At 39.7% G+C, this 22,061-nt stretch carries 18 protein-coding genes; 7 read left to right on the plus strand and 11 right to left on the minus strand.

Annotation, left to right across the window (positions count from 1 at the left end; genetic code table 11):
- Positions 1-71: 71 nt before the first annotated feature.
- A complete protein-coding gene (locus PQO01_RS00860; RefSeq protein ID WP_274312153.1) occupies positions 72-1,241 on the minus strand; it encodes a hypothetical protein in 1,170 nt (389 codons plus the stop codon).
- A gap of 304 nt (positions 1,242-1,545) precedes the next feature.
- Between PQO01_RS00860 and PQO01_RS00865 the strand changes: the two genes are divergently transcribed.
- Positions 1,546-2,733, plus strand: a complete 1,188-nt coding sequence (locus PQO01_RS00865) for a phosphoglycerate kinase (RefSeq protein WP_274312154.1) — start codon at positions 1,546-1,548, stop codon at positions 2,731-2,733.
- A 70-nt stretch (positions 2,734-2,803) separates the two neighbouring features.
- Here the strand turns inward: PQO01_RS00865 and PQO01_RS00870 are convergent, their stop codons facing one another.
- Positions 2,804-3,499: a pirin family protein gene (locus PQO01_RS00870; protein ID WP_274312155.1), complete on the minus strand. Its 696-nt coding sequence runs from the start codon at positions 3,497-3,499 to the stop codon at positions 2,804-2,806.
- A gap of 14 nt (positions 3,500-3,513) precedes the next feature.
- Entirely contained in the window at positions 3,514-3,972 is a 459-nt protein-coding gene (locus PQO01_RS00875; protein ID WP_274312156.1) for a DoxX family protein, read from the minus strand.
- A 105-nt stretch (positions 3,973-4,077) separates the two neighbouring features.
- On the opposite strand from PQO01_RS00875, the gene PQO01_RS00880 reads away from it, so the two are divergent.
- Positions 4,078-4,953 (plus strand): LysR family transcriptional regulator, encoded by an 876-nt coding sequence (locus tag PQO01_RS00880; protein WP_274312157.1) that lies wholly within the window; start codon positions 4,078-4,080, stop codon positions 4,951-4,953.
- 4 nt (positions 4,954-4,957) lie between these two features.
- On the opposite strand, the gene PQO01_RS00885 is transcribed toward PQO01_RS00880, so the two are convergent.
- Together PQO01_RS00885 and surE are read right to left on the minus strand one after the other, a co-directional pair.
- Entirely contained in the window at positions 4,958-5,338 is a 381-nt protein-coding gene (locus tag PQO01_RS00885; RefSeq protein ID WP_274312158.1) for a RidA family protein, read from the minus strand.
- A gap of 11 nt (positions 5,339-5,349) precedes the next feature.
- On the minus strand, positions 5,350-6,126 hold the full coding sequence (surE, locus tag PQO01_RS00890; RefSeq protein WP_274312159.1) for a 5'/3'-nucleotidase SurE: 777 nt from the start codon (positions 6,124-6,126) through the stop codon (positions 5,350-5,352).
- A 202-nt stretch (positions 6,127-6,328) separates the two neighbouring features.
- On the opposite strand from surE, the gene PQO01_RS00895 reads away from it, so the two are divergent.
- Positions 6,329-6,631: an HU family DNA-binding protein gene (locus tag PQO01_RS00895; RefSeq protein WP_274312160.1), complete on the plus strand. Its 303-nt coding sequence runs from the start codon at positions 6,329-6,331 to the stop codon at positions 6,629-6,631.
- 71 nt (positions 6,632-6,702) lie between these two features.
- Positions 6,703-8,478, plus strand: coding sequence for an aspartate--tRNA ligase (aspS, locus tag PQO01_RS00900; protein ID WP_274312161.1), 1,776 nt, complete (start codon positions 6,703-6,705; stop codon positions 8,476-8,478).
- Positions 8,479-8,553: 75 nt separating this feature from the next.
- On the opposite strand, the gene PQO01_RS00905 is transcribed toward aspS, so the two are convergent.
- Complete coding sequence (locus tag PQO01_RS00905) at positions 8,554-8,703, minus strand: hypothetical protein (RefSeq protein WP_274312162.1); 150 nt, start codon at positions 8,701-8,703, stop codon at positions 8,554-8,556.
- Between the two features lie 463 nt (positions 8,704-9,166).
- Between PQO01_RS00905 and PQO01_RS00910 the strand changes: the two genes are divergently transcribed.
- Positions 9,167-9,979, plus strand: coding sequence for a M90 family metallopeptidase (locus PQO01_RS00910; RefSeq protein WP_274312163.1), 813 nt, complete (start codon positions 9,167-9,169; stop codon positions 9,977-9,979).
- An 83-nt stretch (positions 9,980-10,062) separates the two neighbouring features.
- The gene (locus PQO01_RS00915) at positions 10,063-11,478 is read left to right on the plus strand and encodes a hypothetical protein (RefSeq protein ID WP_274312164.1); all 1,416 of its coding nucleotides are present in this window, start codon (positions 10,063-10,065) and stop codon (positions 11,476-11,478) included.
- A gap of 315 nt (positions 11,479-11,793) precedes the next feature.
- Here PQO01_RS00915 and PQO01_RS00920 read toward each other — a convergent pair whose 3' ends face one another.
- The 4 genes from PQO01_RS00920 to PQO01_RS00935 form a co-directional block, all read right to left on the minus strand.
- The gene (locus tag PQO01_RS00920; protein ID WP_274312165.1) at positions 11,794-13,500 is read right to left on the minus strand and encodes a hypothetical protein; all 1,707 of its coding nucleotides are present in this window, start codon (positions 13,498-13,500) and stop codon (positions 11,794-11,796) included.
- 47 nt (positions 13,501-13,547) lie between these two features.
- Positions 13,548-15,056, minus strand: a complete 1,509-nt coding sequence (locus tag PQO01_RS00925) for a sulfatase (RefSeq protein WP_274312166.1) — start codon at positions 15,054-15,056, stop codon at positions 13,548-13,550.
- 160 nt (positions 15,057-15,216) lie between these two features.
- On the minus strand, positions 15,217-16,689 hold the full coding sequence (locus tag PQO01_RS00930) for a sulfatase (protein WP_274312167.1): 1,473 nt from the start codon (positions 16,687-16,689) through the stop codon (positions 15,217-15,219).
- 497 nt (positions 16,690-17,186) lie between these two features.
- Positions 17,187-17,789 carry an RNA polymerase sigma factor gene (locus PQO01_RS00935; protein ID WP_274312168.1) on the minus strand — a complete coding sequence of 201 codons (603 nt, stop codon included), beginning with the start codon at positions 17,787-17,789 and terminating at the stop codon, positions 17,187-17,189.
- Positions 17,790-18,525: 736 nt separating this feature from the next.
- Between PQO01_RS00935 and PQO01_RS00940 the strand changes: the two genes are divergently transcribed.
- A complete protein-coding gene (locus PQO01_RS00940) occupies positions 18,526-19,314 on the plus strand; it encodes a hypothetical protein (RefSeq protein ID WP_274312169.1) in 789 nt (262 codons plus the stop codon).
- A gap of 417 nt (positions 19,315-19,731) precedes the next feature.
- Here PQO01_RS00940 and PQO01_RS00945 read toward each other — a convergent pair whose 3' ends face one another.
- Positions 19,732-21,801: a serine/threonine-protein kinase gene (locus tag PQO01_RS00945; RefSeq protein WP_274312170.1), complete on the minus strand. Its 2,070-nt coding sequence runs from the start codon at positions 21,799-21,801 to the stop codon at positions 19,732-19,734.
- Between the last annotated feature and the right edge of the window lie 260 nt (positions 21,802-22,061).

Consider the following 22,061-nt stretch of genomic DNA (forward strand, 5'->3'; position numbering starts at 1 on the left):
GGCAAAGCCGGGCTCCAAACAAGGAAATTAAAATTTAAAATGCAGGTACCCCTACCTGCATTTTTTATGATTTAGAATTCGTAAACGTAAGAAACTGAGATACCAGGTCCTTCTGAGTCGTCTTCTTCTCCAACCTCTTTCATTTTCTGATAACCAACTTCAACACCTAAACCCATATCGAAGAAATAACCAAGCGACGCCTGAATAGCTCGGCCGTTATTTTCTTCATCTGATTCTTCATGATCTTGAAGATAGTCAGTGTAAGTACCACCAATACGCCAGTTATAATAGGAGAATGATGCACCCCAGTTAACTACAGTCATGTCGTATTCACTTTCTGCACCAACAGAACTAATATCAATAGTTTCATTCATGAAAGAGAAACGAGTATTTTCGTCATAGTGAAAGATATACTTACCACCAATAATAAAACGTTCTTCATCGTCACCATGTTCATCACTGTAATCAGCTTCTGCCTGCATTGCATAACCACCGAGGACAACGAATTCGTGGATGTATTCATCGCTCATAAAGTAGAGGTTATCGAGTCGGAAACCCAACGCATAAGATGAGAAATCTTCCGTATTGGCTGGACCGCCATCTTCATGATCAATATCTCCACCATCACGGTCATTAATTAGTGATTCATTTAATGCTGTATCAGAAAAGAATGTGGACGCATCTAAGGTCAATACAGATCCATTATCAAAGTTCATCGCGTATTTCAAATTAAAGGCAATTTTCTCGAGGAGCATCTGCTCTTCTTGAACCTCATAACCATAATAACCAGGGTACTCATGTAAACCAAAGCCCACTGGAATTCTCATTTTACCAGCTTGGAGTGAGAGGTCATCTACAAGAACTAAATCAAGATATAATTGATCAATATAGAGTACGTGATCTTCAAAATATTTATCATCATGATCTTCGTCATCATGACCGCCTCCATGTTCATGTCCATGAGAGTGATCTTCTTCCAGTTTCAAACCCGCAAAAACACCAATTCTATCTGTGAAATTAAGCATGAAATCTGCGTGAGTATGGGTCTTAGCAACTTCTTGATTATGCTCATTGAAGTCAAAGTGATTTATACTGTGGATGTGGCCTGTGAAAAATTGATCTTTACTGTGCTCACATTGTCCCGAATGAGCCGTATGAGTATGTCCCTTACCATTTGGTGCAGCCATCGCACTAGTTGCTGCTAGAAAAGTAAAAGCTGTTAAAAAGCGTTTTGTAAACATTTATGTGTTCCTTAGTTAATAATGATAATGATTTATCAATATTAATTCTAAATGATAATGGATTATCATTCAAGGCCTGTTTCTATATTTATTGATAATTAATTATCAAAAACTTGCTTTTTAAACTTAAAAACACCTCTCTAAAACTTTCAATACTAGATATTATCAAGATCTACACCGCTTAGGCATAGCATAATTCACCTGCTCTTATGTCACATTTTACACCCGTCTTTGTATGCGCTTTTAAGACTTCGTGTTATTATATGCGCGTCTATAATTTTAAAAGAACTGGAGAAACATAGAAATGAAAAAAACTGTTGATGATGTAAACTTCGAAGGTAAAAGAACTTTTATCCGTTGTGATTTTAACGTTCCTGTAGTTGATGGTGCAATCAGTAATGATCTGCGTATTGTCTCTGCTCTTCCAACAATCAAAAAAGTACTTGCTGATGGCGGCCGCGCCGTTCTCGCTTCACACATGGGTCGTCCAAAAGGCCAACGTGATGAAAAATTCAGCCTCAAACTCGTTGCTGAGCGCCTTACAGAACTTCTCGATCAAGATGTAAAACTTTTAAATGACTGCTTTGGTTCAGATGTTGAAGCTGCAGTTAATGCTCTCGAAAACGGCCAAGTTGTGCTTCTCGAAAACGTTCGTTTCCACGCTTCTGAAACTTCAAAAGATTCTGCTGACATTGAAGCAATGGCTGCGGAATTCGCAAAATTCACCGACATCTTTGTTGGCGATGCTTTTGGTTCAGCTCACCGTGCTCACGCATCGGTAGTTGGTCTTTCTAAGCACGTAGAAGCTGTATCTGGTTACCTCATGGCGAAAGAGCTTGAGTACTTCGGTAAAGTTCTTGAATCACCCGAAAAGCCTGTTGTCGCTATTCTTGGCGGTGCTAAGGTTTCTGATAAAATCATGCTTATCGAAAATATGCTCGACAAAGTTGATAAAGTTATTGTCGGCGGTGGCATGGCTTACACTTTCCAATATGCACAAGGTCGTGACGTTGGTAATTCACTCCTCGAAAAAGACAAAGCTGAGCTTGCTCTTTCACTCATCGAAAAAGCTAAAGCTAAAGGCGTTGAGCTAATTCTTCCGGTTGATACAGTTATTGCTGACGATTTTTCTGCCGATGCAAACACAGAAGTTGTTTCTGGCGATATCAAAGCTGGCTGGGAAGGTATTGACGTTGGTCCTGCTGCTGTTGAACAATTCTCTGCTGCTGTAGCTGATGCTAAAGTTGTAGTTTGGAATGGTCCTTTGGGTGTATTTGAAATCGAACCTTTCTCACACGGCACACGCGGTATGGGTGAAGTTCTTGCTAAGTCATCTGCGACAACAATTATTGGTGGTGGCGATACTGCTTCAGCAGTTGTTAAATTTGACATTGCCGATCAAATGTCTCACATCTCTACTGGTGGCGGTGCATCTCTCGAGCTTCTCGAAGGTAAAGTTCTTCCAGGTGTTGATTGCTTAAACGAAAAATAATCGTCTAAACAATCCCCAAAAAAGCCACTGATGCAAATCAGTGGCTTTTTTTTATGACTTTAGACTATCATCAAGCCATATTAAACAAGAGAATTTCCGAGTTATTTAAAGCTGTAATATTAATTTCTTGAGCTTTCTCAAAACTCACCCCATCTCCAGATCTTAATTCATGACCACATATATTAACAGAGCCTTTAGCTACCTGTAGCCAAAGTTGGCGATTTGATTGCAGCTCATAATCCAAACTATGCTCTGCCTCCAATTCCGTGGCATAGAATTTCACGTCTTGTGCAATCCTAAATGAATTGTTTTCTCCCAAAGGAGAGGCTATCAACTGCCATTGATTTAAGCGTCCTTCAGGTGGAAACTTTTTTTGCTCATAACGCGGCTCTAAGCCTTTTTCATTTGGTAGGACCCAAATTTGATAGAGGTGAACTGCTTCAGACTCAGAAGCATTAAACTCACTATGACGAACACCACTACCTGCACTCATATACTGAATCTCACCATGGCTAATCACTCCACCGTGCCCCATGGAGTCTTCGTGCTTTATTTTACCTGATAAAACATAGGTCAAAATCTCCGCATCCTGATGCGGATGCATTCCGAAGCCCTGCCCAGGTTCGACAAGATCTTCATTCAACACTCTCAAAGATCCAAAGCGCATCGCTCTTGGATTATAATATTCACCAAAAGAAAAACTATGTTTGGCTTCTAACCAATCATGATTAACATGTCCCCGATCTTCTGCTCTATGAATTTTCATCTTATACTCCAAAATTAGTTTTCTAACTTTTTGTGGATGATATTATCTAGCGACCACTTACCCGCTCCACTGACGAGTAAACTCAGCATCATGCCAATATAGAGAAGGTGAAATTCAAAGCCCTCGCCTTCTTGATTCCCGAACCAATTCATGAAGAAACCATTTGCCCAGTGCATTTTCAAAGCACCTAACATTATAATGGTATGACTCGCCGCCACAAACCTTGTCCCTACTCCACTCACTAACATCAAAGCTCCTAGTGATTCACCGATAATAACTAAGAATGCCACTAACCATGGAAGTCCTCCAGCTCCGGTCATAAAGTTCATGGTGCCTTCAAAGCCATGGCCTCCGAACCATCCAAATGCTTTTTGCGCACCATGAGGGAATATCACCACAGCAGCCATCACCCTAATTATAAGTGCTGCAAATTTGTCGTCAGTTTTTAAAAATTTTTCGATTAACTTTTTCATTTTCAATTTCCTTATTTATTTGTTGAAACTGACTAAAGGTAACCAGGCTTTGATATAAAGTAAATATATGTAATATTTAGGATAAACATAAATAATTTTTATATCATGACTTTAGAACAAATTCATATCCTCAAAACCGTTGTCGAAGAAGGCAGCTTCCGCGCTGCTGCCGATAAACTTTGGAAAACTCAACCAGCAGTTAGCATTGCAGTCAGTAAATTAGAGAAGGAACTTGGCATTCAACTGTTTGATCGCGGTCATCGCAGCACAAAACTCAGTGCTCAGGGCCAACGCATTTATGAATATGCTGAACAAATGCTTTACAACGTACAAGAAATCACTGATTTGAGTCAATACCTCAACAATCAACACGAAGAAGAAATTTCAATTGCCATTGATACCATTTGCCCTCTAAGTACGCTTTTGGCACTCTTGAAGAACTTCTTTATTAGCTACCCCAAGACACGACTAAAACTCAATTTTGAAGTTTTGGGTGGCACCATGGAGCGCCTTGAACAAGACGAAGCTCACATCGTCATTTCCAATCTTGAAAGCCCCAGTTTTTCCCTTGATAGAATTCTTCTTTGGGACATCGAAATGATTCCCGTATGCGCTCCTCAGACACTTATACTCAATAAAGATAAGTACATCTCTAAAATGGAACTTAGAAAATCTCCACAGATCATTATACCTGAGACTTCCAAAGAACGGAGTCATTCAAAAACTTTACTCCAAGGTGGGCAACGCCATTATGTTTCTGATCTCGAGATCAAAAAAGAAATGCTTCTGGCAGGCTTAGGCTGGGGAAGCATGCCTAAACACAAAATAACAAAAGAGTTAAGCGCCGGTCTTCTGATCTCATTTGAAAGCGATCAGATTCATTCTATATCTAAACCCTTTTACGCTTGCCGAAGCCAAGATAAACTCCATGGCCCAGTCAGTTCCGCATTATGGGAACAACTGCACTATCTCAATAACTAAATACTTAACGCTTTGCGATCACCGCAATTTCCACTAAAGATTGCATCGGCAAAGATGCGACACCAACGGCAAAACGCGCTGGCTTGGGTTCTGCCGAAAAGTACTTGACATAGATTTCATTAACTTCTGAAAAGTCATCCATATTGGTCAAAAACACCTCTGCTCTTACCACATCGCTATACTTTAATTCAGCAGCATTTAAAATGGCACCAATATTTTTCATAACCTGCTCAGTTTGAGCCTCTATCCCACCTTCAACAATAGATCCTAGCTGGGGATCGAGGGGGATTTGCCCCGACACAAAAACTAAATCACCCAAATCAATGGCTTGTGAATAAGGGCCGATGGCTCCTGGAGCCTCTGATGTTTGAACTTTCTTTTTCATGACTTCTCCAACTATAAATTAATTTTATCCTGTCCCAAAACTCGAATATCCAGTTTGGCCACACTCACATTCCCTTGGGCAATGATATTCACATCGGCATCTGGTCGCGGATCTAAATCATGCTTTTGCAGGTTATGCCCGTAGTTCCCACCTGCTTTTTTCTCAAATAAACTTCCGTAAAAACTATGGCCTAAGTAAGCAGCCTCTAAACTCCAATCTTCAGCTAAGTCCTGTGGCATTTCTATTTGCCAAGTTACTGGTTCAGATAAAAAATCGTCGCGCTTCATGATTTTTTCTTTGATTTCAGTCATGATCGCTTTCACTTCTCTACGTATTTGCTTCTCTTCTTCTTCGTTGAAGTAACGCTCATTCGACCAACGATGATAAGTTTCTGCCGCCATTCTTCTTGAAAGAGACAGAGCTGGAATTCCAGCGATATTCGCTTCAAGGCATGCACCTACTGTGCCAGAAGAAAGAATGTAGCTAACGCCACAGTTATAACCTATATTAATACCACTGATCACTAAGTCTGGTTTCTCTTCACCTAGGTGATAAACACCAAAATTGACACAATCGGCGGGTTTCCCCGACACAACACAAGCCTTTACTCCTGCTATTTCAGTTTCAGTACTCTCTAAAACTTCAAAACGGCTGATGCTTTTTCCCGTCCAAGACTGCTCTTCTTTGGGGACAACAATTTGCAAATCTCCCATGCCTTTCAATTCTTCTAACAAATACTCCAAAAGTGGCGAATCTTGGCTATCGTCATTTGTTACTAATATTCTCATTTTCAAACCCGTTTCATTATGCATTTTTTCAACTCTAAAATGCGCTGTTTTTTGCAAGTTTCAATTGCCCTTAATTTTCCTTACAAAATCATGGAAAACGCCTTGATTGATAGTGATTAAAGATTATGTTCTTGCCGATTTTAATAGCTCAATTGAGCAAAATTTTAACTCATTTAAGAATATTTATTTAAAGGATTTCACTATGACGAAACGTGACCTCGTAGTTCGCATCGCCGACGAATCAAAATTGAATCAACAAGAAGTGATGAATGTTGTTCAAAAGACTCTTGACTACATCACCAACGAACTTGCTGCAGGCAGAAATGTAGAACTTCGTAACTTCGGTGTTTTTGAACTTAAAGTTAGAAAGCAGCGCATCGGTCGTAATCCTAATAAACCAGAGAACGAAGTGCCAATTCCTGAGCGCGTAGTTGTTAAGTTCAAATCTGGTAAAGTCATGAAAGAAAAAGTATCTACTATTTCTCCAGAAGATATCGAAGCTTAATCCAAAGCACATGACTATAAGGCCGGCTTCAGCCGGCCTTTTTTGTATTAATTATTCAAGCGAGTAAAACTATGAAAAGAACACACCAATGCGGAAATCTCCGCCCCGAAAATAAAGATCAAGAAGTCATTCTCTCTGGCTGGATTAAAAGTCGTCGCGACTTAGGCGGACTCATTTTCCTCGACCTACGCGACCGTTCCGGTTTCGTTCAAGTCAACATCGAACCAGATGCTGGCGAAGCACTCATGACGCTTGGTAACTCACTCCGTGAAGAATGGGTTATCAGTGTAAAAGGTACAGTTCGTTGCCGCCCAGAAAGTATGGTCAACAAAAAACTCCCTACTGGTGGAGTTGAAGTCGTTGTCCAAAAACTTAAGATCGAAAACAAGGCTCGTCCCATGCCTTTCAATCTCGATGATGACAAAGTCAACGAAGAAATGCGCTTGCGTTATCGCTACCTCGATTTCCGTCGCCCTGCCCTCACAGAAAAAATGGTTCTTCGTCACCGCATCACAAAAACTATTCGCGATCACTTTGATGACCATAATTTCCTAGAAATCGAAACTCCAATTCTTTCTAAAAGTACACCCGAAGGTGCTCGAGATTACCTCGTCCCAAGTCGTGTTCACCCAGGTCAGTTCTACGCACTTCCCCAAGCACCTCAGCAATACAAGCAGTTGCTCATGGTCGGTGGTCTCGAACGCTACTTCCAAATTGCCCGCTGTTTCCGCGATGAAGATTTGCGCGCTGATCGCCAACCAGAGTTCACACAAGTCGACCTAGAAATGTCCTTCATTGATGAAGAAGATATTTACTCTTTACTCGAAAGTCTGATGAGCCGTATCATGAAAGAAGTTAAGGGCGTTGACATCCCGACCCCTTTCCCACGCCTCGATTATTTCGAAGCAATGACTCGCTACGGTAGCGACAAGCCCGACACACGTTTTGGCATGGAGCTCATCAACCTTGAACCCGCACTCAAAAATTCTGAGTTCAAAGTTTTTGCAGACACACTCGCAAATGGTGGTCGCATTGGCGCTATCAACGTGAAAGGTGGCAACAAATTCGCTACTAATAAAACGATCAAAGAGTGGACGGCGCACGCCCAACTCTACGGAGCTAAGGGTCTCGCCACTATTCAAGTTAAAGAAGATGGTAGCTGGAAAAGCTCGATCACTAAATTCTTAACTGAAGATGAAGTCCAAGCTATTACAGAAACGGCCAACTTAGAAGTTGATGATGTCTTGCTCATTGCTGCAGATAGCTTCACAACTTTTTGCGAAGTCCTCGGCCAACTTCGCCTGCATATTGCTAAGCAGACAGAAATGATTCCTGAAGATCAGTGGAATTACCTTTGGGTTACCGATTTCCCTCTCCTCGTCCAAGACGAAGAAACTCAAGAATGGCACGCCATGCACCACCCCTTCACGGCTCCTCATGAAGCGGATCGCGACAAAATGCAAAGTGACCGCGGCTCCATCAGAGCTCGCGCTTACGACTTAGTCCTCAATGGCTGTGAACTTGGCGGTGGCTCAATTCGTATTCACGATACACAGCTCCAATCTGAAATGTTTGATGCTCTTGGTATCAGTGAAGAAGAAGCCCAGCACCAATTTGGCCATATTCTTGATGCTCTTGCCTTTGGCGCTCCCCCTCATGGCGGTTTAGCTCTTGGGCTTGACCGTATGGTGATGCTCCTTACTGGTGCAAGTTCACTTCGCGAAGTCATCCCCTTTCCGAAGACTGCTAAAGCATCTTGCCTCATGACTCAATCACCTTCTCCGGTGAGCGATGATCAGCTTGAAGAGCTTTCCATCAAAACGGCAGTGAAAGAAAAGAGCGAATAAGCCCTTCTTTCACCCATTAAAAAAAGGCTTTTGTGAACTTCGCAAAAGCCTTTTTATTAAAAAATTTAGTCTTGTTTATTTAGCGGCACATGGTCCACATTCACACGATCCACCCGTACAGGCACAAACACCACCATCACTACCCGAACAAGTACATCCTGGATCACTACTCGAACAAGCCCATACAGAGCACAGAACAGCTCCAATCATTATTAATTTTTTCATATCATACTCCTTATTTTTCATAATCTAAAACTTCGCCACACTTAATCCAAATTTATTTGCCAAGTTTACTATTAATCTAGCGATGAATTAGATTTACTTTTGAGTGCTGAAAGCACGGTATAAACAGCTTAGCTCGTGAGATCTAGGTATATGTGAAACAAAAAACACGGGTTCTGAAGGAGCGACATAGTCGCTCTAAGCCATACTTACAGCATTCATAATATGACCATATACATTATTACCCCAAGGCTTACACTATTGGGCTAAGATGAATCTTGCTTTCAGCTTTATAATAAACTAGTAAAAATCAAGGGCAGTATTTCCTCAAAAAATAAACTTGCTAGATTAATAGCTTAATTTCAATCAAATCCGGGGTGCCCAAATATCAATATTTGCGCAATTCGCACTTACTATCAAATTTTATTTATTGCATTAAGTTTCCCTAATTAAATTTGGAGATTTCATGGCGACCTTAATAAGTATCACAATTATAGCTCTTGCTTTAGCACTAGGAATCCCTCTTTATAAAAAGAGCAAACGCCGTAAACTCATGTCATCTCCTGTCCCCCCAGAATGGGAGATTTTTTTACATGAAGAAGTCCCATACTTGGACAAACTTACCAACAAAGACCGTACAAAACTCTGGAGTCTCATCCACATTTTCCTAGACGAAGTAGAATTCATACCCTGCCAAGACCTCGTCATGAGTGATCGAATTCGAGTTGCGATTGCCGCGCAAGCCTGCTTACTCACACTCAACAACCCTACACAGAAACATTTTAATTCGCTCAATACGATCTACGTCTATCCCGATGCATTTAAGTCTAATGTGGAAGAGAACCAAGGTTCTTTCATTTCTAGCGAAGAATCCATTCGACTTGGTCAATCTATTCGAGGTAGCATTGTCTTGTCATGGAATAGCTGCCGCCAAGGAGCATCCAACTATCATGATGGTCAAAATGTTGTCTTCCATGAATTTGCCCACCAACTCGACCAAGAACACGGCAGCGCGGATGGAGTTCCTATTTTACAAGAAAGCTCCGCCTATTTGGACTGGGGGAAAATCATGTACAAAAAATTCTTATGGCTTAGAGAGAAGAAAAAAAGACATCAAGATACGCTCATCGATCCTTATGGCGCTCTTAATGAAGCCGAATTTTTTGCAGTCTGTACTGAGTGTTTTTTCGAAAAGCCCAAGCAACTCAAGAAGAAGCATCCAAATATTTACCGAGTCATGCAGAACTATTATGGTTTAGATCCAATTAGCTTAATCTAATTTTTTGTGAAATTTTGTAACTTTAGAACGAATATTCCGCTACTCAATACGTTTAGTTTAGAAAAAACCATACAGGAAATTTTATGAAGTACTTCTTTCTCTTACTCGTATTCTGCCTCAATTCATATTCACAGAAGTTCCCACACCCTATTAGTCCCATGTTTAACATGGAAGAAATTTATGATGTCTCAAGCTTAGATATAGAAGTCATCGAAGATTGGCATCATGTCGATGGCCCCACTCCAAGCCGTCAGAAATATATCAAAATTCGCGTTGGAGAATTTTGGCCAGGCCAAGATTATCGTGTTCCACTACGTTTAGTTGTCCCCGCAAATAAGAAAGCAAAAGGTTTTCATCTCACGGGTGGCAATAAACTCCAGATCATTTCAAAAGACCTTAAACCCCGTGGAGTCGATGAAGAACTACTAAAAGAAGGCGTCGGCTTAGCCTTCACTGTTGTGCAGGAATTCGGTTCTTGGGGACAAAGAGATTTAGGAAATGAAAGCAAACAGCGTTTTGCCAAAACTTTGAATCCCAAGCACTCTATTCAGTATTGGGCGTGGCCCGCGAGTTTAATGCGCTGTATAACCGCCGCATTTGCTGAATCGAATCATTTCGAGCAGGGAAAAGTCCTTCTTTCTGGCGGATCTAAAAATGGTGCCTCGCCCTCTGTTGCTATTATCCACGATCCAAGAATCACTGCAGTGCATGCTACCGTCTCACCCATTTGTGAATCCCCTTTGCGCCTTTGTGATGACAACGCCTGGGATGAACTTAAAAAGCATTACGCTAAAAACGATACAAAAAGTGAACATCGTTTTTTAGGTGGAACCTATGGCCCCATCTATAATCAATCGGCGATAGATTCCGGAAATACTTGGGCGCAAGTTCAAAATACAGCCAAGTCCTTAGCTCCATATATTTTCATCTCTAAAAACTGGGAGCAACTCATGAAACGTGGCTGTGAACTCTACTTTCACCCCGGCACACATGACTTTGTCTGCTTCGACATGGTCAGCCTTGGAAAGAACTATCCGCAAATCCCAACCTATAATCGCATTAATTCAGGACATGGAAAAAAGAATAATGGTGCCAAAGTTGAAAAACGCGACGCAAGTAAACAAGCTTTCATTCTGCAACATTTTCTAAGCCCTGGAAAGCAAATGCTCTCACCACCTCAAGTGACATATAAAATAGAGGACGGCAAAGCTCTAGTTACAGTCAGGTTTAAGACACAAGAAAAAGTAGAGTCTGGGCGTATCTATTGGATGTATGACCGAGCTCTCGAAGGAAGCTTAAGTTACATTCAGCAAAACTTCCCCGCTGAGAATTCTAAAGAAATGACGCAAAATAAAAATATTTTCACTGTGACCATCCCACTGGATAGCAATGCCAAACACATCGATTTCTATAGCAACCACCGCAAAGATATCAAAATCCAGCAGCAATTACTCCCGAGTCACATCTCGAGCCCATACATAAGAGTTAAACTTAAGTAGTTTATTTCCCACAAAAAAAGGCCGAACTTCTTTCGAAGTTCGGCCTTAAAGTACACGAGGTGGGAGTCGAACCCACACACCATAGGTACTGGAACCTAAATCCAGCGCGTCTTTCTCCTACAATATTCATTAACTACATCAAACAATCTGTAGGGCAATCTGATATAGTACCCTACTCTATAAAAAAACCCTTTAAACCACCATCCCGAGAAGGATACGTGTATTCGTTCTTCTCCCTGTACAAAAACAGACATTAGCATTACGCCAAATAAAAAATTTTATGCATATATTACACCAGAATAAATTTTATATTTTTTACTGAATGGCTTTCACTAGGCGGACAAAGTTGATCGTCACATCTTCACCTAAAGCAAGGATACGAAAATCAATTTTATTGTCACCACTGCCAAGTTGATTATTAAAGTTTATATTTTCAACTTTGAAAGTTGCCGTGCGAATGAATCCCGAGTCGCTACAATCGACGAAACGTGTATGCAACTTGTCCTGTAAGTCTTTATACTCGAGTTGTATTTTGCCTTTACCACGGTCAGTGTAGGTGATTTTTATATATACTGTTTGAGAACTAGAAAGCCAACGATTATCTACATCAAAAGAGATGGCGGGATTGCCAGAAGCTATATCTGTTTTACGTGCAGTATAATCGTAGTAATGATCTGGGTGACGGTTTCTAGACCACGCACGCCAAAGGGTTGGTTTTTTAGGGATTTTGATTTTTTCGCTATAAATGGGCGTATGTCCTGGAGAATCACGGTTATACAACCAGCGCTCATAATGACGTGTAGCTTTGGGTTCATTTTTCTCTTTTTCATCGCCAAGGTAGCTCTTACGTAGATAACACCAAATATCCGGTGTATCTTCCACGGTGCGACCTAGTGCAAGAGAGACATAATTCGCCATATTTAGGTTCATACTGACATTATAACGCATCACAAAATTACGGCGCATTTGCAAAATCCTTAAACTAGCTTCATGATAACGGTGAGGCCAATGGTATGAAGGTCCAAAACGGCTCTCGTGTTTCCCTACAATGTATTCTTCATTATCATCTCCCGAATAGCGTCCCTCAGCGATGATAGGCACACTTTCATCTACGCATAAATAACCTTCTTCATCTAGATACTGGCCAAGAGTTTCATCTTCCATACGAAGGAGGTACATCTCTGCAAAACCAGAACGCGTACCACCACCTTTTTTAGAAATAACATCAGCCCACGGCAACTCTGTAGTACCTCCAACTAACTTGTGCTTATCATCTCCCATCATATCAAACCAAGCATCCAGTCGCTCCAGCCAGATCTTATAGTTCTCACTGGTCGGACTCGGTTCTCCATGCTCTTCACCTAAGGACCCAGAAACTCCCTTAATAAAGACAGGTCCAATATGCTGATTTTTGAGAAGTCCTGTGTGCCCCAGGCTTCTAAGTAATTTCATATAGCGCTGATTGAATTCTGGTACATAAATTTCCGCATTTTCCAATCTGAATAAAGGCGTTGTATTTTGCCAGTTATATACCTTGGTTTTAAACCATGGATATTTAGCCATCCATTCTGGTACATTCCCTTGTTTAATTTGACCGTTTTTGAAATGTTGTTTCCATAAAGATCCGTAAATAAAGATAAGCAGAGTAGTGTTAGGATTTTTTGTTAAAGCTTTAGATATCCTTCTTTCCAAAACATCAAATCTGTACTTCCCTTCTATTGGTTCAAGCTCCCTCCAGCTTACTACAACCTCCGTTAAATGATTTCCTTGAAAATTGAACACCTGATTCTCTTTTAAAGTCCAAATATCTGGGCGCATAAAGCCCTTCGCTGAGGGCTTGACCCACTTAGGTAGTGACCAATCCCACCCTTCGATTGTATCTTCTTCCTCACGCCACTCACTTGTAGAATTATAGCGCGTCTTCATATCATCGGCTTTCGCCGATTGTTCGCCAGCCTGCAGTCCCATCGACAAGAAAATAAAGCTGAGTATTAAGCTAAAATTACATTTGAGATATTTCATATTTTTTTTCATTATGTTAATAATTTCGTTAAGATTTACTTTGATTTCTATTTTTCTTTTTCAGCAAAAAAACTGTCTAGGTCACGTTTATAAAATTGCTTCCTAAAATGCATTAACTTTTCTACATTAGGGTAGTCCACTCTCCAATATCTAGGGTTCTCACATGGCAAGGTATTTGGGGCATTAGTGTTCGGGATATACTGCCGCAGTTCTGATTTAATCGTTTCGCTGAATTCCTCATCAGAAATATTATTTATACCGTCTGGATCTTTCTTACGATCAAAAAGCTCCTCGGAGCCATCAAAATAGCGAATGTAATGATAATCTTCAGAAGTGATAGCATGAGAATTCCGGCCATGAGTAGTGACCGCCGGCCTTCTGGTTTGCTCTGGGTTTTTCATCTGTGACACCAAGCTCAATCCTTCTAGTTGATGCGCAGGTTTATCTACCACACACAGTTCTACCAGCGTCGGATAAATATCCAGAAGCTCCACTGGAGAATTACTTTGATGAGCAGTATATTTCATCCGGGGATCATACACAATCAATGGAACACGTGTTGATTGCTCATACAGGGTAACTTTACCCCAGTGACCTTTTTCCCCTAAGTGAAAACCATGATCAGAGCAAAGAACCACCACTGTATTTTCGGCCAGGCCTGATTCATCTAGAGCTAACATCACATGACCAACTAAAGCATCTATATATGAAACACATGCCATATAAGCTCTAACCGCCTCCCTGGTTTTTTCATAGTATTTAAGCTGCTCGTGTATTTGATATTTTAGATGAATAATACCCGCCCTGGAAAGCCCTTTTATACTCTGTGTCTCAAAATTAGGAACTTTAATTTTAGCCGGATCATACATGTCGAAATATTTACGCGGTGCAATCCAAGGTAAGTGCGGCTTCTTAAAACCGACCGCTAGAAAAAAGGGCTGTTCAGATTTTTCCTCACCTAATAATTTGAGTTTTCCAACTGCCCACTCTGCAGTTTGACCATCAAGGTCCTGAAAATCATTAGTTGCATTGGTAGAGAACCATTTGACGTACGATTTTTCAAAAATCAAATCATCTCTTACTACTTTAGATACTGGTCGGGGATAGACCTCTTTAATCGATGGATAGTATTCGTTCCAGTCACGAGCTAGAGGGCCGTTATTACCCACACTCGCTTTGCCATGGTGCAGTTTACCTCCACCATAAGTCGCATATCCATTTTTTTGGAAATGCCCGAATAAAGTTTCAACTTTCCCTGTAGCTTGATCTTTCCACGACTGGAACCCATAGACTCCTGTACTAGATGGTCGGAGACCTGATAACAAGCTGGCTCTTGAAGGCCCGCAAATAGGGGCATTGCAATGAGCATTTAAAAAAGTCATGCCGCGATTCCCCAGCGCATCTATATTAGGAGTCTTAATACCGCTTTGAGCATTATACGTACCCGCCCAATCACGATAATCATCGACAGCAATAAAGAGGACATTGGGCTTATCATTCGCGAAAGACGAATATGATATAAAAAAACAGGCAACGAGGAGTAATATTTTGTTCATGTTTGGCATTTCCTTGCTTATAAATAAAGTTCAAAAATATAATCGAAAGGGAAAAGACCTTCTTATCACGATAAATAATTATTTTTAATAATTTGGGGACTTTCTCTTTATCCTCGACGGCTATTTTTCAAGGTTTTAAATTTCTCGACACCGCTCAGTTTTACTGGATGTTTGAAGTTAGCAGCTTGAGCAATTTAGTGATAATTGCTTCTGTTTCTGGGTTATTGGCAATGTTATTATTCTCATCAGGGTCAATTTTATGGTCGTAAAGCTCCACAGCAACTATTTTTGGTTCTCTAATGTTTTTTTCTTTAACCCACTTAACCAAGCGGTAACGGTCGGTACGAACAGTATAGCCCATAAGTTCACCCATTTTTGTTTCACCATGACTGCGTGGGTATTGACTATATGCAGCGGCTTTTATATTTAATTCGGGTTTTTTCAATAGTGGCTTCAAAGAGACTCCATCTATATTTTTAGGTTTTGGTAAACCCGCTAAATCAGTTAGTGTGGGGTATATATCGATCAACTCAACAAGTTCACTGCATTTTACCGATTTTGTATTTACTTGCGGATATTTAATCATCAAAACTGATTTTGTATCAATCTCGCTATTGGAGTGCTTACTCCAAGCTCCGTGCTCACCAAGCTTCCAGCCGTGATCTGACCAAATAACAACGATAGTATTTTCTGTTAAACCCAAAGCATTTAATTCATTAAGAACTTTGCCAACCTGAGCGTCCACATAGCTGACTGAGGCACGATAGCCGTGAATAAGTTTTTGAGCTATACTACTTTCAACAGGACCCTCATTTGGAATATCGGTGTAAGCACGCAGTTCTTTCCAGTTTGAGGTAGAATAAGGGGGAGCATGTTTTGCAGGGTAATTGTTACTGGCTAAATGAATCTTTGAAGGGTCATACAAATCCCAGTATTTTTGTGGCGCCGTGAATGGCAAGTGTGGTTTACTAAAGCCAACAGCAAAGAAGAAGGGGGCTTCTTGCTGACTAAGAACACGGAGTTTTTCAACAGCTTTTTCTGCAAGCTTACCATCATTGTAAACGTTATCTGGTCCCGCTACAGCTTCTGCAGAAGGCCCTCTTGTTGCGTTAAAGAGAGGCACACCAACTAAGCCTTTTTCTCGTGCCTCACGGCTACGCCTTCTAACAGTATCTCGGTTTTTTTTATCGGCATATTTATCCCAATGCAAGCCAAAACACTCATCCCAAGATTCTTTTTCATCAATCTTGTAATAGTGGTATACCTTTCCGTAACCAACACTGTAATATCCATTTTGAGTAAAATATTGAGGAATCGTTAATGCATCACCAATATAATCACGCATTTTTTTTGCTTGTGCATTACCCAGGATTTTAGAACGATGAGGTCGTATAGAAGTCATGACCGCAGCCCGTGAAGGTCCGCAAACAGCAAACTGGGTGTAGGCATTAGTGAAACTAATTGCTGACTTGGCAAATTCATCAATATTTGGGGTTATAAGCCCCTTCTTACCATAACAGTTTAATTCCGGACGCAAATCATCAATAGAAATAAAAAGGACGTTGGGTTTATCTTTCGCTAAGGACGAATATGATATAAAAAAACTGAAGATGAGTAGTAGGATTTTGTTCATATGTGGTATTCTCTTTTTTATTATTTAGTTCGAAATCAATAATCTAATCGAAAGGGAAAAGGCCTTCTTATCACGAAAAAAGCCTTAGAGCGTATTTCACCTAAAAAAAAACATATCCTCATTGCAGTAAATAGTGGGGTTAAGGTTTTGGTCACGATCCCTAAAGATGCGTTAGACAAAACTTCTTTAAAATAAAGGAAAAACATCCCATTAACTGAGCCCTTGAAATAAATAATGTAAGTATAATTTTTTCTTAAATCACTATATGATAAATAGTAGTTAAGTTTGAATAAAGTTTCAGTGGTCATCGATACAGCGCGTTTTAGTAAGAAAAATCAGCTATGCATTTCACCTAATTTCAATAAACTGTCAGCTTGTCACAAAACACTCTTGCTAAATTCAGTCAAGCATCAATAGGTTTCTAACCATTCATAGGGGACTAGTAAACTAATATTGTTTATAAACGCATTGAACTTGAAGCAAATCGGGCGCAAAAACTACTCAAGCTCATCACGCAAATGCTTTATCTCATCTCTAAGCCGTTTTTTCACCCGGCTCTTTAAAAGGTAAACTGAACCAATTGTGAGATCTAGCTGCTCGGCAATCTCTTCATTGTCAACACCTTCAATACTCATATTAAAAGCCTGCAAGGCCTTACCACTGAAAAAAACCTTTACCTTAGCCATTGCTAAATTGGTAAGATAGAGTCTCCACTCATGCTCAGCCATTTGCTCAATCTCTGGTTGAGTTATCGAATTTAAATATGATAAAGCCTTTTCATTGGCGGCGGACTCATGCTTTTTGTCCATACTGACTTGTTTACGAATGTGTTCAACCACTGTATTACGTGTAACTGAGCCAATCCAAGTGCGAAATTTTGCTCTATTTTTATCGTATTCAAATGAAGGTAACTTTTGCCAAAGTTTTACTAAGACCTGCTGAAGAAGATCTTCACGAGCTGATTCTGCAACCTGCATTTTTCGAATAATCACATAAATATAATTTTTATAAACATCGATAAATTCCCGCCAAGCTTGTTCATCATCTTGATTCATAGCGCGTTGAAGCAAAGTAATTCGTGTATTGTAATTTTTGGTCATTTACCACTTACCTCTTTGGTCAATTTCTTGAAACAATATAGTTCTTCATGCTTATAACTCAAAACACCAAGGCATTTCCAATAAGCACAAACGGAGATTAATTAATGCTTAGAGCACGTGGTAATAGTTAAGCAAACAAGGGGCTATTACCCATTTTCTTTAAAGGTCGTATCAAACCACATAATAAAAAACTCACATTTTATGAAGATTAGTAATATAACCTTACTTCTCAGCATCTTTTCTATATCCTTTACTTCCGAGTTACTCAACTGAAGTTAAATTAAAGTATCTTAAATTCATTATTCCTAAATCCAATATATACTTGAGTGGAACTTACATATCCTCATTGTTTTTCACTAGTAATAAATCATTAGGATACGCAGTTATTAACCCTAAAAATAAATGGCTTATGGAAAATTTGTGAATCACACAAGCAACTTTATCTTCCAATCAAAAGCAGTACCTAAACACACAATCTGACTAGACTTTGAAAGCCTACTAGATGGCTAATCATACATCCATTTGTACGCTGACATTAATAATGGGACAACTTACTCCCAAAACAACTTGGTCTTTACTAAAACCTTTTTAGAAAAACCTATTTAAGCGTAGAGATGATTTAAAGTCGTAGAATCAAGCTTCACTCCTTTTTTTATTTTTGTCATTATTGTGTGATAAGGTATTTGTTTGTAGCTCGATTAACTTATAAAGTTATTAACATAAGTAAGGTGAAAAAATGACAAAAATCTATAAACATATTACACTTGTCGAAATTTTAATAGTCATTGGTATCATAAGTATTTTGGCCAGTTTACTTCTTCCTGCTCTAGGTGCCGCACGCAAAAAAAGTCTTGTTCAAGTTTGTGCACACAAACTCAAACAAGCCGGTTATACTATAACTATGTATCAACATGATAACCAAGGCTTCTACCCTGGAGCGGGGGCTTTTGACACAGAGGTTAGTTATGATGACCAGCTTGCAGACTATGATGGCCGCAACATGACAGAAGCACAAATAAAAAAAATCCATGGCACGGATGCTCCTTTCATGACAAAACAATATAAATGCCCTCTGGATACTGTCCCTGCGAATGACCCCGCCTATATGCGAAGAACCTATGTAATTTCTCAAGCATTTAAATTTTCGCCCTTAGCGGTCGGCCTTGTTCAAGATAAGGATGGAAGTTTCGCTATGAAGGGCTCGCAGGTGAACGAAGCCTCGAATACAATTGTTCTCTGGGAATTCACTTACCAATGGAACAAAGTAGGTAAAGGTGGTAATTCAGTAAAAAGCCCAGGGTCTGCTGGTGTGTTCGGGGGGGTCAGTAACCTAGACCCCGCAGCCGTTTATAATAATTTTTTCCATCACGACAAGAAAGCTGGTGGCAATTATCTCATGGGGGACACATCAGTTCGCAGTATGAGTTTCTTCTCGACTCTAAAAACTGTAAAATCTGAAAATTCAAATGACGGAGAATACCGTGGCACTATTTGGGATTCCGGCTTACCCAATCCGGCCTGGTAGAGCTATAATCACCTGTCCCATATCATGTCATGGATGTCAACTATACAAAGCTACGTAAGGAAGACGAGACTCGATGAATGAAATTCTGAAAAAGGCTAAAACTAGAATTTGCGAAAAGATTGAGCTCGTCTTATTTTGCATAAGCAAAAAAAGACAAACGCGCGAAACATCACACAGAAAATTGACAACAGAATTTATTTCCAATAATTTAAAGTTATTCACAGCTACTTAACTTAGCAGATACTATATAAAATTTAAAAAAGCCAAGATATCCCATAAGATCATCATTATTAATGAACTAATGTCTCGCAAACAAAAAAGACATAACAATCTATGAAGTACTTATGAAGATTGGGTTTCATTCAAAACAAATTATTAGAGCTAGTTTTAAGTAAGCTAAAGAGCTGAATAGGAAAATTAATCGGTAAAGATAATGCTTATGCCCTCTATAGGATATTTTTTGAGCTCTTTAATTTGGCCCTTGTGAATGATTAATTGCTTAGGTTTTTGCTTGAATTTCTTAAGGCTCCACAGCTCATTAACTTTTGTGTGGCTGATATCCAAAATATCCAGTTTAAGCTCACTGAGTTCATGGATATTAGAAAAATCCGTATGACTAAGGTTGAGAACTTTGGGGGCTAGTGTATCCAAAATAGAGTGATTAATAAATTGATTGGTGGCCAACTGTTTGACCGTTGCTAAACCATTACTATAAGCAAGAGACAAAGTCGGCCCTTGTTCAGATTTGGTAAAAATGAAATTAAGATCCTGGCTTTTCATGTCAGAGTTGGCAAGAAGGACGTATTCCCGTACGAGTTGACTGTGCTCTTCAGGTGTACTAACTTGTCCATGACGAATGAGTATATACATTTTCAGCCATCTTCGATGCCGCGGCAGTTCTTTAGCCAGTTGAACGGTTTGTTCAATCGTAAGAAGTTTACTATCATCAGGTTTGATTTTTTTATATTTTGTATTGAGACGGGTAATAACGAAGACGTGCGGGGCTTCGTCAGCACATTCAGCAAAAGCAAAATCAGCCTGTGTAAACTCCTGCTTAATCATGTGAACAAATGCCTTTTCGGCCCAAGCATTTACATTTTTAGGATTTTCACGGATGGCAAGATCACACAAAGCAAGTGCCATTTCAAAATCATATTTACGACTGTTGGAAATAGCCGTACCCACAAGGAGTCGGGAAAAGTGTTCATCAACATCTTTGTAAGCAATTAGATTTTTCTTAAAGGCCGCGATTGTCTGGTCAACTTCATTCACCATAAGTTCACGATTTAACTTTTCTTTTTTATAAAGAGTAAGTGACTTTTCAGCTCGTTCTTTAGCTAAACGTTCTTGAGTAGCACGGTTTTGGAGTGCTGTAATAAATAGTAAAGTCAGTACTATCGTCGCAAAGGTAAAAGTGATAGCACTTTGACAAAGGCGTTTATTTCTTTTATAAATAAGTTGGACTTGCTTTCCTAAATGAGCATGTTCAGCTTTAGTTGCATAGCCACGTAAATAAGCTTGAATATCGTCTCGAAAATCAATGGCCGACTCATAGCGTTGGTCCTGCTTGAGGCTAAGAGCCTTGAGACACACCGCTTCAAGGCTCTCGGGAATGATTTTTTCAGTTGACTCTAATTTAGCTATAATTCCTTTTCGAGTTTTAAAGAGTACTTCCTGAGGTGTAGCCGCCTGAATATGGGTCTTCCCGCTTAGTATATAAAAAAGCACTGCTCCCAAAGCATAAATATCAGTTTGTTCATTTTTTTCTTGACTAAGCCCTGCTTGTTCAGGTGCCATGAACCCTGGAGTACCTTTTAGTGAGCCTGTACGTGTCATATCGTTAAGCAAATTACAATTAAGAGAGAATTGATCTAGATACAGCTCATCATCGGTATTATTAATTATCTTAGCTAAGCCCCAATCGATAAGTAGAACATCGCCAAAAGCTCCCACTTGAATATTACTGGGTTTAATATCTAAATGTAGAGTTTGACGTGAATGGGCATATGCTACTGCGTCACAAACCTTGACCAAAACATCCAATAAATCAACGAGCTCCACACTTGGCTCTTGGCATTTATGATAAGCTATTATGAGCTTTTCTAAACTGTTCCCTCTGAGTAACTCCATAGTAAAAAAAGGCTTATCATCTTTATCAAGTTCAATATTAAAAACAGGAATAATATTCGGATGGTGTAAATTAGCCGTAATACGAGCTTCTCTTAAGAAGCGTTCATAGGCCTCTTGATTGTCTGCAATTGGACGAGCAAGTGCTACATGGCGGTCAGCATTAAAATCAAATGCTCTGAAAATATTCTTTTCTCCACCGTGATCAAATTTTTCTAACTCTTCAAAATGGAGTCTCTCCAGTAATTTCGCTTGAATTGGAAAAAGAACCTTACTATCATAATCTTCCGCTTCGTCATCATAGAACGGAAGGAGTTTTGGATTGAGCTCACCCAACACTGTCTCTGTATGTTTTTTCATAAGTTTTAATACCGATATTTATTACGATAATCAACCATAAATTTTAGCATTTTTCAATAAAAAATTAAATTATGATTGGCACCTAAGCTGCAATCATAACCAAAAATTTCTTTTTTTCCATAATATCATATCTTCCACCTCCCTAGTTAATAGATACAATATACAGCTCATACTTTCAACCATCCTCCACTCTGTTTACGCAAACTAACTCTTTGTAACAAAGTTTTCCCGCCCTGCCTATTGAAAATAGGATTAGTCAA

The organism is Lentisphaera marina, assembly GCF_028745505.1.
Lineage (GTDB): Bacteria > Verrucomicrobiota > Lentisphaeria > Lentisphaerales > Lentisphaeraceae > Lentisphaera > Lentisphaera marina.